The sequence below is a fragment of the Rhodanobacter sp. G1 genome (assembly GCF_055397855.1).
The window spans coordinates 3013711-3026070 of sequence record NZ_AP039674.1 but is presented as its reverse complement, the minus strand read 5'-3'; the positions used below and the strand labels follow the sequence as shown (position 1 = coordinate 3026070).

Genomic DNA, 12360 nt, shown 5'->3' with positions numbered 1-12360 from the left:
CGCCCTATCATCCAAGCCTCCTTCCTCTGGATTCCCCGCGTTGCTGACCCGAATCCGCTCGATCATGCGCGTCGTCTGGCCCTGGCTGCGCATTCCGTTCTGGGTCTGCCTCGGCCTGTTCGTCGGTTTCGTGCTGCCGTACACGCTGGTGCTGAACAAGCGCGTGCAGGAGCGCTTCGACGACCTGGTGTTCGCCGTTCCCACGCGCGTGTTCGCGCGGCCACTGCCGCTGGCGGCGGGCGAGCCGATGACGCCAGCGGCGCTGCAGCTCGAGCTCACCTTCGCCGGCTACGTCAACGATGGCATCGGGCAGGTGCCCGGCAGCTGGGCGATGAAGGGCTCGCGCTACACGATTTCCTCGCGCGGCTACGCCGGCCCGGAAGGCGGTGAACTGCCCAAGCGCATCGAGGTGGTGCTGGGCAGGGGCACCGTCGCGTCGGTGCGCGACCTCATCAACGGCAAGAGCATCCAGCTCACCCACCTCGATCCCGCGCGCATCGCCACGGTGTACGGCGCCGACCAGGTGGATCGGCGCATCGTGCACCTGAGCGACGTGCCGCCGCTGCTGGTGGGCGGCCTGCAGGCGGTGGAAGACCGCGACTTCAAGCACAACATTGGCATCGACTTCACCGCCATCGCGCGCGCGGCGTTCGCCAACCTGCGCGCCGGCCGCACTGTGCAGGGCGCGTCCACGCTCACCCAGCAGCTGGTGCGCAACCTGTTCCTGAGCCGCCAGCAGACCTTCAAGCGCAAGATCAACGAAGCGCTGATGTCGATGCTGCTCGAGATGCACTACAGCAAGGATCGCATCCTCGAGGCCTACGTCAACGAGGTCTTCCTCGGCCAGCAGGGCGGGCAGGCGGTGCACGGCTTCGCGGCGGCGGCGGAGTTCTACTTCGGCCGTCCGCTGCGCGACCTGCGTCCGCAGGAGATCGCGATGCTGGTGGGGCTGGTGAAGGGGCCGAGCTATTACGACCCGCGCCGTTACCCGGATCGCGCGCTGGCGCGGCGCAACCTGGTGCTGCAGGAGTTCGCCGACACCGGCCTGCTGCCGGCGGCCCAGGCCAAGGCCGCGCAGGCCACGCCGCTGGGCGTGATCCAGGACGGCCAGCTGCCGCACAACCGCTTCCCCGCCTTCATGCAGCTGGTGCGCCAGCAGATCACCAGCGACTTCGACGAGGACACGCTGCGCGCCGGCAACCTGTCGGTCTTCACCACGCTGGATCCCGCCGCCCAGCTCTACACCGAGCAGGCCGTGGACACCACGATGAAGGAGCTGGGCAAGCGCGCCGACCCGGTGCAGGCGGCCGGCGTGGTCACCGATGCCCACGACGGCAGCGTGCTGGCCGTCGTGGGCAGCAAGATCGCCGGCGACCAGGGCTTCAACCGCGCGCTGGACTCGCAGCGGCCGATCGGCTCCACCATCAAGCCCTTCGTCTACCTGGTTGCGCTCACCGATCCCGCCCGCTGGAACCTCGCCACCGCGCTGGACGACAGCCCGATCAGCATGCGCATGCAGAACGGCACGCTGTGGCAGCCGCACAACGACGACAACCAGAGCCACGGCATGGTGCCGATGGTGGACGCGCTGGCCAATTCGTGGAACCTCGCCAGCATCCGCCTCGGCCTTGCGGTGGGCCTGCCGCGCATCCGCGCGTTCCTGGAATCGTTCGGCCTGAAGAACGTCAGCACCGGCCCCTCGCTGCTGATCGGCGCGCAGGATCTCTCGCCGCTGCAGGTGGCGCAGATGTACGAGTACATCGCCTCCGACGGCCACGCGCTGCCGCTGCTCGCCGTGCGCGGCGTGGTGGACGGCAACGGCAACACCATCAAGCGCTACGAGGTGAAGACGGGGCCGGGCGAGTACCAGCCGGCGGTGCGCCTGGTCACCTGGGCGATGCAGCAGGTGGCGCTGTACGGCACCGCGCATTCGCTGGGCGATTCCAGCCTCGCCTCGCTGCATGCCGCCGGCAAGACCGGCACCAGCAACGACCTGCGCGACAGCTGGTTCGCCGGCTTCACCGGCGACCGCCTCGGCGTGTTCTGGCTGGGCCGCGACGACAACAAGCCCGCCCACCTGTTCGGCGCCACCGGCGCGTTGCGCGCGTGGCGCAACCTGTTCGCCAAGCTGCCCACGCAGCCGCTGCCCGCCGCGCCGGGCGACGGCCTGCAGATGGCGTGGATCAACCCCGCCGACGGCAAGCCCACCGAGCCGCAATGCACGGGCGCGAAGCAGGTGCCGGTGGTGGCCGGTTCGCTGCCCGCCGACGTCGAAGGCTGCGGCTTCTGGCAGACCCTGTTCGGCGGCGGCCCGGCATCGTCGTCGTCCGGCGCCGCGCCGGCCGTCCCTGCCGTCGTGCCTGCGGCGGTGCAACCTTCTCCCAGCGGAAACTGACATGCGTACCGTTCTTCGTCCCCTGCGCACCTGGGCCTGGCCGTTGGCGGCGACCCTGCTGGCGGCCTGCGCCACGCAGGCGCCGGTCGAGGCTCCCAGGCGACCCGCGCTGGCGCCAGCCACGATGGTCGCGGCGATCCGCGCTGCCGGCGAGCGCGAGCAGTCGGTGATCGCGGTGCAGCCGCTGGCCGATCCCGGCATCGCCGCGTGGCAGCAGGCCGCCGAGGCCAGCGTGCAGGCGGGCCGTTACGGCGCGGCCGCGGCCACGCTCGACCAGGCGCTCAAGCGCAGCCCGGACTCGCCCGACCTGCTGCAGGATCGCGCCGAAGTGGCGGTGTACCAGCACGACTACGCGCTGGCGCAGAAGCTCGCCCAGCAGTCGTGGTCGCTGGGCCCCAAGCTCGGCCCGTTGTGCGCCCGCAACTGGGAAACCATCGCGCAATTGCGCCTGGAAGCCGGCGACGCCGCCGGCGTGGATACCGCCCGCAAATGGCTGGCGAAGTGCCACATCCAGGGCGTCAACCGGTTCTGAAGAACCCCGCCGGCGGCGCCATTTCCATTTTCCGCCCCTCAAACGTCTAAGGACGTGACAAGCCGGTCGTGCGCCAGGATGGCGCGCGTTGCCGGGGTGTCCGATCCCGTGGCGAAAACAGGATCGTCGCTTTCTGGAGCGGTACGCATGCTTTTCCTGTAAGGCATGCGGGTTTGCGCGGGAGGGCGCTAAGTGCGTGCAGGATTGGCACTTTCCCGGTAACCTGGTGGCACCCCCATGCTGCCCGGTTGCCGGGAAACCTCGCATCCGCCGCCGCGAAACCGGTTTGCCCGACGCATGCGCCGGGCGATACTGCAACGATGATGGATACCGACGACACGACGCCCGCCGGCACTGCCGCGCTGCTGGGCGACGACGGCCCGTTCGCGCGCGAGCTGCCGAACTTCGCGCCGCGTGCCGCGCAGCAGGCGATGGCCGTGGCGGTGGCCGGGGCCATCGCCGGGCGCGAGACGCTGATCGCCGAGGCCGGCACCGGCACCGGCAAGACCTACGCCTACCTCGTGCCCGCGCTGCGCTCGGGCGAGCGCGTGATCGTCTCCACCGGCACCAAGGCCTTGCAGGATCAGCTCTACTTCCGCGACCTGCCCAGGGTGCGCGCGGTGCTGGATGCGCGCGGCAAGACCGCGCTGCTGAAGGGGCGCGCGAACTACCTCTGCCTGTACCGGCTCGACCAGACCGTGCGCGAAGGCGCGGACTTCGACAAGGCGCAGGCCGCGCAACTGGCGACGATACGCGCCTGGTCGGCGCGCACGCGCCGCGGCGACCGCATGGAGCTGGCCGAGGTGCCGGAGGAATCGCCGCTGTGGCCGCGCGTCACCTCCACGCCGGAGAACTGCCTGGGCGTGGAATGCCCGTTCTACGACGACTGCCACGTCGTGAAGGCACGGCGCGAGGCGCAGGAAGCCGACCTCGTGGTGGTGAACCACCATCTGCTGTTCGCCGACCTCGCGCTCAAGCAGGAGGGCTTTGGCGAAATCCTGCCCGGCGCGGCGGCCTTCATCCTCGACGAGGCGCACCAGGTGCCCGAGCTGGCCGGGCAGTTCTTCTCGCAGAGCGTGAGCGCGCGCCAGCTCACCGACCTCGCGCAGGACAGCCTGCGCGAATGCAGCGGCGTCACCGGTGCCATCGGCCTGCTGCTGGAGCCGATCGAAGCCTTGCAGGATGCCTTGCGCAAGCTTCGCCTGGCCATGGATGCGCTGCCGCCGCGCGGCACCTTCGCTGCGCTGGAAACCTCGGCCGAAGTGCGTGGCGGCCTGCGCGAAGCCGCCGAACTGCTGGCCACGCTCACCGATCTGCTCGCCTCGCAGGCCGAGCGCTCGCGCGGCTTCGCCAATGCGTACGAGCGCGCGGCGATGCTGACCGAACGGCTGGAGCGCATCCTCGAACAGGCGTCCGAACGCGACGTGCGCTGGTACGAACTGTTCCCGCGCGGCTTCGCGCTGCATGCCACGCCCCTGGATCTCGCCGCGCCGCTGCGCGCGATGCGCGAGCGCAGCGAGGCCGCGTGGATATTCACCTCGGCCACATTATCGGTGGCCGGCCGCTTCGACCATTTCGCGCGCCAGCTCGGCCTCGACGAGCCGCAGGCCCTGTTGCTGGAAAGCCCGTTCGACTACGCGAAACAGGCGCTGTGCTACCTGCCCGACGGCCTGCCCGATCCCGCCGCGCGCGACTACACCGAGCGCGTACTCGACGCCGTGCTGCCGGTGCTGCACGCCTCGAACGGCCGCGCCTTTTTGCTGTTCACCTCGCACCGCGCGTTGCGCCGCGCCGCCGAGCTGCTGGCCGAGCGCGTGCCGTGGCCGCTATTCGTGCAGGGCACGGCGCCGCGGCATCAATTGCTGGAGGAGTTCCGCCATTCCGGCCACGGCGTGCTGCTGGGCGCGGCCAGTTTCTGGGAGGGCGTGGACGTGGCCGGCGACGCGCTCAGCGTGGTGGTGATCGACAAGCTGCCGTTCGCCGCGCCCGACGATCCGGTGCTGGTGGCGCGGCTGGAGGCATTGGAGCAGCAGGGCATCAACCCGTTCATGGGCTGGCAGGTGCCGGCGGCGGCGATCGCGCTGAAGCAGGGCGCGGGCCGGCTGATCCGCAGCGTCACCGACCGCGGCGTGCTGGTGCTGTGCGATCCGCGTGTTACCACCAAGGGCTACGGCAAGCTGTTCCTCGCCAGCCTGCCGCCGATGCCGCGCACCCGCGAGCTGGGCGAGGTGCAGGCGTTCTTCGCCTGAAAGCCCCTCTCCCGCTTGCGGGAGAGGGGCTGGGGAGAGGGCGCTTTCGTTTGGGTCAGCACATTGGCTGGCGCGAACCCTCTCCCCCGGCCTCTCTCCCACAAGTGGGAGAGGGGAGCAAAGTAAACCCGAGGAGTCCCCCGCATGAGCCACGAACCCGACCTGCGCACCGATCCCGCACTGCTGCCCGTGCTGGAGGAGCTGCGCCGGCGCGAACCGATCTTCCATCGCCCGGAATTCGGCACCACGCGCGCCGACCATCTCGCGATGACGGCGGAGGATTTCTGGGAAGTGGGCGCTTCCGGCAGCCGCTACAGCCGCGACTACGTGCTCGACGTGCTCGACGAACGCCAGCGCGATCCGCAGCCCGATCCGTGGGAAACCGGCGAGTTCCACTGCCGCCAGCTCGCCGAGGCGGTCTACCTGCTCACCTACACCCTGCGCCAGGGCGAACGCGTGACGCGCCGCGCCACGATCTGGCGGCGCGATGCGGAGGGCTGGAAGATCGTGTTCCACCAGGGCACGGTGGTGGCCGGCGCCTGAAGGCCTCGCATGGCCATGCCGCTGCCCGCGCATGGCCTTCCGCTGCCCTCGGCAGGGCATCGCGCGCTGTTCCGATGCACGCTCCGAATCGAAGGAGCAGGGACATGGGCAAGTGGATGCAGACGGCCACGGCCAAGGTGCTGGGCATTGGCGTGCTGGCGTTGCTGATGACGATACCGCTGATGCAGGTGAGCGGCCTGGTGGCCGAGCGCCAGGCCTTGCGCACCGAGGCGATCCACCAGATCGCGCAGGGCTGGGGTGGCGACCAGGTGCTGGGCGGCCCGGTGCTGGTGGTGCCCACGCGCCGGCTGGTGACGCCCGACGGGCAGCAGCAGGCGCAGTGGCGCGCGGGCAGCGAAACGCTGCTGGCCGACACGCTGCACCTCGACGCGGCGCTGGCCACGTCCACGCGCCAGTACGGCATCTACGCCGCGCCGGTGTTCGTGGCCACGGCGAAGCTGCAGGCCACGTTCCGCGCCGAGGACATCGCGCAGTCCCGCGCGGCCAGCGATGCCATATGGCAGGGCGGCAAGGCCGAGCTGCGCCTGCCGCTGGCCGACCTGCGCGGCCTGCAGCAGGTGGACGAGCTGACCATCAACGGCAAGCCTGCGCGCTTCGAGTCTTCCGCCGAACGCTTCGGCCCATGGCCCGTGGTAGTGGTGCCGATCGACCTCGACGCGCTGGGCAACCAGCCCATAGCCGTGGCGATCACCCTGAAGCTGGCCGGCACCGAGGCCTTGCAGCTGCTGCCGCTGGCGCGCAGCACCGACGCGAGCATGCGCGCGCCCTGGCCCGATCCCAGCTTCACCGGTGCGGCCCTGCCGCAGGAGCGCCGCATCGACGCCGGCGGCTTCAGCGCGCACTGGCACCTGCTCGACCTCAACCGCAGCTATGGCCAGCACTGGAACGAGCGCGACGACGACGTGGCGAAAGCCTTGCCATCCTCCACCTTCGGCGTGCAGCTGTACCAGCCGGTGGACGTCTACCAGCGCAACGTGCGCGCGGGCAAATACGGCCTGCTGTTCGTCGCGATGACCTTCGTGGTGTTCTTCCTGTTCGAGGTGCTGCAGCGGCTGCGCGTGCATCCGGTGCAGTACCTGCTGGTCGGCATGGCGCTGGCCACGTTCTACGTGGTGCTGCTGGCTCTGTCCGAGCAGATCGGCTTCGGCGCGGCTTATGCGATCGCTGCCGCGGCGGTGGTGCTGATCGTGGGCGGCTACGCCACGGCGGTGCTGCGCGCACGGCGCGCCGGCTGGCTGCTGGGCGGCGTGGTGGCGCTCACCTACGCGATGCTCTACGGCCTGATCGCCGCCGAGCAATACGCCCTGCTGGTCGGCGCGCTGGTGCTGCTCGCCACCGTGGCGCTGCTGATGTACCTCACCCGCCGCATCGACTGGTATGCGTACACGCCAGCCTTGGGCGAAGCCTCTGCGGCTATCATGGAAAAGCCATGAACCTGCTCGCCATCGAAACCGCCACCGAAGCCTGCTCCGTCGCCCTGATCCACGGCGACGAAGTGATCGCCCGCAGCGAACTCGCGCCGCGCCGCCACGCCGAGCGCGTGCTGCCGATGGCCGACGAACTGCTGGCCGAGGCGGGCCTCGCTCGCCATGCGCTGGACGCCATCGCGGTGGGCCGCGGCCCTGGTGCGTTCACCGGCGTGCGCCTCGCCGTGTCGCTGGCGCAGGGCATGGCGCTGGCGCTGGATGTGCCCGTGGTCACCGTCTCCTCGCTCGCCGCGCTGGCGCTGGAGGCGCCGGACGACGGCGATGACGCCGCCATCCTCGCCGTGATCGACGCGCGCATGGGCGAGGTCTATGCCGCGTGCTATCGCCGCGACGGCGAAGGTGGCCTCGCCACGCTGGCCGACGAGCGTGTCTGCACCGCCGATGCGCTGCTGTTGCCGGAAGCGAAGGTGTGGCAGGTCGTCGGCAGCGGTTGGGCCACCTATGAATCCGTGTTGCGCGAGCGGTTGGGGCACGAGCCGTGCTTCGCCGACGGCGCCCGCTACCCGCAAGCCGTGCACGTCGCCGAACTCGCCGCCCGCGAGTTCAAGGCCGGCCGCGCGCAGGCGCCGGAGCTGGCCTTGCCGGTGTATCTGCGCGACAAGGTGGCGTTGACGCTGGTGGAGCAGGGGAAGGCTTGAGGGCTTAATGTCTGCTTCCAACCTGAAGCGGACGACGGCAGATGCATTCTTAGCGCGCGACAGCCGTGAGCGAGCATGATAAATGCGTGTAATTCGGACTCATTCACAAGCTACGGCATCGGAATAGCGATGAGGGCGGACGCCATGATGAAACAACTCTCCATGTTCGCCCTTGTCGTGGCCACCTGCCTTCTCGCAGCACCGGCTCGGGCGGGCATGGTCTGCTGGCTGGACAACGCTACACCGCAGACCGATTCGGCGAAATTGGTATTCGCCGACCCACCCTATTTCGTGGAAGTCACACACCGCGATGGCACCCGGACTCACATCAAAGCCTTGTCGTCCGGGCCCATGACCGTGGATCTTCGCGTCGGCGAAGACATTCTGGTCACCCAGGGACTCCATAGCAGCTGCCAAATCAAGGTCACGCGAGTCGATAAGCGACTGCAACTCACAGTCACCGAGGAGGTCGGTATGCCCGGAATGCCACTGGACAAGTCTGTCAAGCTGCTGGCAACAGGCGCGGACGGTCGCTTTCATGAAGTCCGTGCCGATTCCGCAGACGAGGGCCGGCTGCAGCATCGCTGAACCACACATCCATCGGGTACATCGTTCAGATGTTGCCGCCGCGATAGCAGGCAAGCAAGCTGCGAACGGCAGAGATCGACCCATAGCAGACATGTCAGGAAACCCTACCCCGCGGAGCGCGAGGGCCGAACATCAAAGCTGCCCGATCACCAACTGCACCGCCAGGCTGCTCACCGACACCGCCGCCCACACGCCCAGACCCAGCAGGATCGGCCGCGGCCCGCTGGCGATCATCTTGCGCAGATTGGCGGACAGGCCGATCGCGGTCAGCGCGACGATGATGAGGAACTCGGCGGCGGCGTGCAGCGCGGGCTGGATGGCGATGGGAACCAGGCCCGCGGTGCGCAGCGCCGAAGCCACCAGGAACCACAGGATGAACCACGGGAAGATGCGGCGCAGGCTGAAGTCGGTGGCGCCGTTCCTTTTCTCGCGTGCCGCGACCGCGAAGGCCAGGATCAGGCAGATCGGGATGATCAGCGTGGCGCGGATGAGCTTGACGATGGTGGCGTAGTCGCCCGCCGCGTGGCTGTAGCTGTAGCCGGCGGCCACCACCGAGGAGGTGTCGTTGATCGCGGTGCCGGCCCACAGGCCAAAGCCGAGGTCGCTCAAGTGCAGCAGGTGGCCGAGCAGCGGGAACAGCAGCACCGCCACCACGTTGAACAGGAAGATGGTGGAGATCGCGAACGCGGTGTCGTGTTCGTCGGGCTTGATGATCGGCGTCACCGCGGCGATGGCCGAGCCGCCGCAGATCGCGGTGCCCACGCCGATCAGGATCTTCAGCTTGTCGTGCACGCCCAGCCAGCGGCCCAGCGCCCACGCGCTGAGGAAGGCCACGGTCAGCGTCACCAGGGTCACCGACAGTGACTCCAGCCCGGTCTTCGCCACCTGGGTGAGGCTGAGGCCGAAGCCCAGCGCGATGATCGACCACTGCAGCACCTGCTTGCCGGCGAACGCGATGCCGGGCGTGAAGCGCGCATCCGGCGACACGGTGTTGCGCACCGCGATGCCGAGCAGGATGCCGATCACCGGGCCGCCGATCAGCGGCAGCAGCCGGCCCAGCCACCATGCGATCAGCGCGATGGCGATGGCGAGCAGCAGCCCGGGGGCGCGGCTGCGCAGGGTGGGGCGGGCGAGGGCGGGCGAGGCGTTCATGGGCGGCGGGCTCTGTGTGGCTGAGCGCATTGTCCGCGTCGCCTTCAATCAGCAAAACTTGGAATATCTGATCGTTGATATAAGCTTTTCTGATGAACAACGTCAGCCCGCGCCAGCTCGAGGTGTTCGTGCAGGTCGCCCTGCTGGGCAGCGTGCGTGCCGCCGCCGGGTGCCTCTACCTGACCCAGCCCGCCGCCAGCATGGCGCTGGCTGAGCTGGAACGTCAGCTCGACGCGCCGCTGTTCGCGCGCGAACGCGGCCGGCTGCGGCTCAACACGCGCGGCCGCGAGCTGCTGCCGCTGGCGCAGGAGCTGCTGGAGCGCCACGCCGAGTTCGGCCGGCGCGGCCGCGAGGAGGGCGACGCGCTTTCCGGCGAGCTGCGCATCGGCGCCAGCAACACGGTGGGCAACTATCGCGTGGGCGAGCTGCTGGGCGAGTTCGTGCGCACGCATCCGCAGGTGGCGATCCGCCTGCGTGTGGCGAACACCGACGCCATCGCCGCAGCGATGCTGGAGCACAGCCTCGACCTTGGCTGCGTGGAGGGGCCGGTGACGCATCCGCAACTGGAAGTGCGGCCGTGGCACGACGACCTGCTGGTGGTGTGCGCGCCACCCGACCACCCGCTGGCGCGCAAGCGCGGCCTGAAGCCCGCCGACTTCGCCGGCGCGCGCTGGGTGATGCGCGAGCCGGGCTCGGCCACGCGCGCCACCAGCGAGCGCGTGCTTTCGCAGTTGCCGCCCGGCGAGACGGTGCTGGAACTCGACCAGATCGAGGCGATCAAGCAGGCGGTGATCGCCGGCCTGGGCATTGCCTGCCTGCCGCAGGTGGCGGTGGTCGACGCGCTCGCCACCGGCCGCCTGAAGGCGCTGAAGACACCGTTCCTCGACCTGCGGCGCAAGTTGTCGATGCTGGTTCACCGGCAGAAATACCGCGGTGCGCTGCTGGACGCCTTCCTCGCGCAGGCGGGACTGGGACGCTGAGCTTGGCCGCGCCCGTGGGGCGAGCAAAGCAGAGCGCAGGATTCAGTCCGCGAGCTGCGCCAGCAGCTCGGCCACGTGCTCGTGGGTGGTTGCGCGCAGCAGGCGCGTCGCATGGTTGCGCAGCGTGCCGTGATCCAGCGTGGCGAGGCGGTCGCGCACCAGCAGCAACTGGCTGGGGTGCATGCTGAACTCGGTGAGGCCGAGCGCGAGCAGCATGGCGGTGAAGTTCACGTCGCCGCCGATCTCGCCACACAGGCTCACCGGTTTCTTGGCGCGGCGCCCTGCGCCGATCACGTGCGAGAGCAGGCGCAGCAGGGCCGGCTGCAGCGGGGTGTAGATGTTGTCCAGCGCGTCGTTGCCGCGGTCGGCGGCGAGCACGTACTGGGCGAGGTCGTTGGTGCCGATGGCGAGGAAGTCGGCGTGTTCCAGCAGGGCGCGCACGTTGATCGCGGCGGCGGGCACCTCGATCATCGCGCCCAGTGGCAGTTTCTCGGGCAGGTCGATGCTCTCGCGCTTCAGGTCCTGCCGCGCCAGCTTGAACAGCGTGCGCACCGCGATCAGCTCGTCGGGCTGGGTCACCATCGGCACCAGCACGCGCACCGGGCCGTAGCAGGCGGCGCGCAGGATGGCGCGGATCTGCGTGGTGAACACCGCGGGGTAGCGCAGCGACAGGCGCACGCCGCGCACGCCCAGCGCGGGGTTGTCCTCGCCGCGCAGCACCAGGCCGGCGGCATCCGCCTTGTCGGCGCCCAAATCCAGCGTGCGGATGGTGACCGGCAGTCCGCCCATGCCCAGCACCAGGTCGCGATAGGCGATGAACTGTTCGTCTTCCGAAGGCAGGCCCTTGTGGCGCAGGAACAGGAACTCGGTACGGTACAGGCCCACGCCGTCGGCGCCGCGCGCGCGCGCCAGCGCCACGTCGGCGGGGGTTTCCGCATTCGCCAGCAGGCGGACGGGCACGTCGTCGCGGGTGCGCGTGGCCGCGTTGGCCAGCGTGGCGAGGCGGCGGCCTTCGGCGGCGGCCTCGCGCTGCCAGGCGCGGTAGCGGGCGAGATCCTGCGCGGTGGGGTGCACGATGGCCTCGCCGCCCTCGGCGTCGAGCAGGATCAGGTCGTCGTCGTGCAGCAGCGACAGCGCATCGCGCGCGCCCACCAGCATCGGCAGGCCCAGGCTGCGCGCGAGGATGGCGCTGTGCGAGTACGCGCTGCCGGAGCTGGTGACCGCGCCGAGCAGGCCGTTGCCGGCGAGCTGGGCCATGTCGGCCGGCGCGATGGTGTCGGCGACCAGGATCTCGCCCACGCGCGCGGCGAGCTTGCGCTCCTCCGGCGTGGTGTGGCGCTGCAGTACGGAGACCACGCGGGCGATCACCTGGTCGATGTCCTCCTTGCGGCTGCGCAGGTAGGGGTCGTCCATCGCCTCGAACACCGCGACCAGCCGGTCGCGCTGCTTCTTCAGCGCGGCGCCGGCGCGGTAGTGGCCGATCTTCACCAGGTCGTCGAGGCCGCGCAGCAGTTCGGCGTCGTCCAGCAGCAGGCTGTGCGCGTCGATGAACTCGTTGACCTCGCGCGCCAGCGCGCCGTGCAGCTTGCCGCGCAGCTCGCGCAGTTCCTGCCGCGCGATGTCCAGCGCGCGATGCAGGTGTTCCAGCTCGGCTTCGACTTCGTCCTCGGCCAGCGGCCGGGTGTCCACCGCGTAGCGGCTGGGCTGCACCAGGCGCGCGCGCCCAAGCGCCATGCCGCGCGAGGCGAGGGTGCCGGGCAGGACGTGCCTCATCG

At 69.9% G+C, this 12360-nt stretch carries 10 protein-coding genes; 8 read left to right on the top strand and 2 right to left on the bottom strand.

Annotation, left to right across the window (positions count from 1 at the left end):
• Positions 1–64 precede the first annotated feature (64 nt).
• The 7 genes from mrcB to ACZ5Z2_RS13490 all read left to right on the top strand — a co-directional run bounded on the left by mrcB (position 65) and on the right by ACZ5Z2_RS13490 (position 8453).
• On the top strand, positions 65–2395 hold the full coding sequence (mrcB, locus tag ACZ5Z2_RS13520) for a penicillin-binding protein 1B (RefSeq protein ID WP_464761710.1): 2331 nt from the start codon (positions 65–67) through the stop codon (positions 2393–2395).
• 1 nt (position 2396) lies between these two features.
• A complete protein-coding gene (locus tag ACZ5Z2_RS13515) occupies positions 2397–2927 on the top strand; it encodes a tetratricopeptide repeat protein (protein WP_464759113.1) in 531 nt (176 codons plus the stop codon).
• Positions 2928–3247: 320 nt separating this feature from the next.
• Complete coding sequence (locus ACZ5Z2_RS13510; protein ID WP_464759112.1) at positions 3248–5176, top strand: ATP-dependent DNA helicase; 1929 nt, start codon at positions 3248–3250, stop codon at positions 5174–5176.
• Positions 5177–5320: 144 nt separating this feature from the next.
• Positions 5321–5719: a nuclear transport factor 2 family protein gene (locus ACZ5Z2_RS13505; protein ID WP_464759111.1), complete on the top strand. Its 399-nt coding sequence runs from the start codon at positions 5321–5323 to the stop codon at positions 5717–5719.
• Between the two features lie 104 nt (positions 5720–5823).
• Positions 5824–7173: a cell envelope integrity protein CreD gene (gene creD, locus ACZ5Z2_RS13500; protein WP_464759110.1), complete on the top strand. Its 1350-nt coding sequence runs from the start codon at positions 5824–5826 to the stop codon at positions 7171–7173.
• The gene (tsaB, locus tag ACZ5Z2_RS13495) at positions 7170–7865 is read left to right on the top strand and encodes a tRNA (adenosine(37)-N6)-threonylcarbamoyltransferase complex dimerization subunit type 1 TsaB (protein ID WP_464759109.1); all 696 of its coding nucleotides are present in this window, start codon (positions 7170–7172) and stop codon (positions 7863–7865) included. The genes creD and tsaB overlap by 4 nt, the downstream gene beginning before the upstream one ends.
• 144 nt (positions 7866–8009) lie before the next feature.
• Positions 8010–8453: a hypothetical protein gene (locus ACZ5Z2_RS13490; protein WP_464759108.1), complete on the top strand. Its 444-nt coding sequence runs from the start codon at positions 8010–8012 to the stop codon at positions 8451–8453.
• A gap of 132 nt (positions 8454–8585) precedes the next feature.
• Here the strand turns inward: ACZ5Z2_RS13490 and ACZ5Z2_RS13485 are convergent, their stop codons facing one another.
• Entirely contained in the window at positions 8586–9605 is a 1020-nt protein-coding gene (locus ACZ5Z2_RS13485; protein WP_464759107.1) for a YeiH family protein, read from the bottom strand.
• A gap of 92 nt (positions 9606–9697) precedes the next feature.
• Between ACZ5Z2_RS13485 and ACZ5Z2_RS13480 the strand changes: the two genes are divergently transcribed.
• Positions 9698–10585, top strand: coding sequence for a LysR family transcriptional regulator (locus ACZ5Z2_RS13480; protein WP_464759106.1), 888 nt, complete (start codon positions 9698–9700; stop codon positions 10583–10585).
• A 42-nt stretch (positions 10586–10627) separates the two neighbouring features.
• Here the strand turns inward: ACZ5Z2_RS13480 and ptsP are convergent, their stop codons facing one another.
• The gene (gene ptsP / locus ACZ5Z2_RS13475; RefSeq protein WP_464759105.1) at positions 10628–12358 is read right to left on the bottom strand and encodes a phosphoenolpyruvate--protein phosphotransferase; all 1731 of its coding nucleotides are present in this window, start codon (positions 12356–12358) and stop codon (positions 10628–10630) included.
• Positions 12359–12360: the final 2 nt, after the last annotated feature.

Excerpts from the sequence above, each read along its gene's own strand:
- mrcB (WP_464761710.1), top strand. The coding sequence starts at position 65 with ATGCGCGTCGTCTGGCCCTGGCTGCGCATTCCGTTCTGGGTCTGCCTC.
- ACZ5Z2_RS13515 (WP_464759113.1), top strand. The coding sequence starts at position 2,397 with ATGCGTACCGTTCTTCGTCCCCTGCGCACCTGGGCCTGGCCGTTGGCG.
- ACZ5Z2_RS13510 (WP_464759112.1), top strand. The coding sequence starts at position 3,248 with ATGATGGATACCGACGACACGACGCCCGCCGGCACTGCCGCGCTGCTG.
- ACZ5Z2_RS13505 (WP_464759111.1), top strand. The coding sequence starts at position 5,321 with ATGAGCCACGAACCCGACCTGCGCACCGATCCCGCACTGCTGCCCGTG.
- creD (WP_464759110.1), top strand. The coding sequence starts at position 5,824 with ATGGGCAAGTGGATGCAGACGGCCACGGCCAAGGTGCTGGGCATTGGC.
- tsaB (WP_464759109.1), top strand. The coding sequence starts at position 7,170 with ATGAACCTGCTCGCCATCGAAACCGCCACCGAAGCCTGCTCCGTCGCC.
- ACZ5Z2_RS13490 (WP_464759108.1), top strand. The coding sequence starts at position 8,010 with ATGATGAAACAACTCTCCATGTTCGCCCTTGTCGTGGCCACCTGCCTT.
- ACZ5Z2_RS13485 (WP_464759107.1), bottom strand. The coding sequence starts at position 9,605 with ATGAACGCCTCGCCCGCCCTCGCCCGCCCCACCCTGCGCAGCCGCGCC.
- ACZ5Z2_RS13480 (WP_464759106.1), top strand. The coding sequence starts at position 9,698 with ATGAACAACGTCAGCCCGCGCCAGCTCGAGGTGTTCGTGCAGGTCGCC.
- ptsP (WP_464759105.1), bottom strand. The coding sequence starts at position 12,358 with ATGAGGCACGTCCTGCCCGGCACCCTCGCCTCGCGCGGCATGGCGCTT.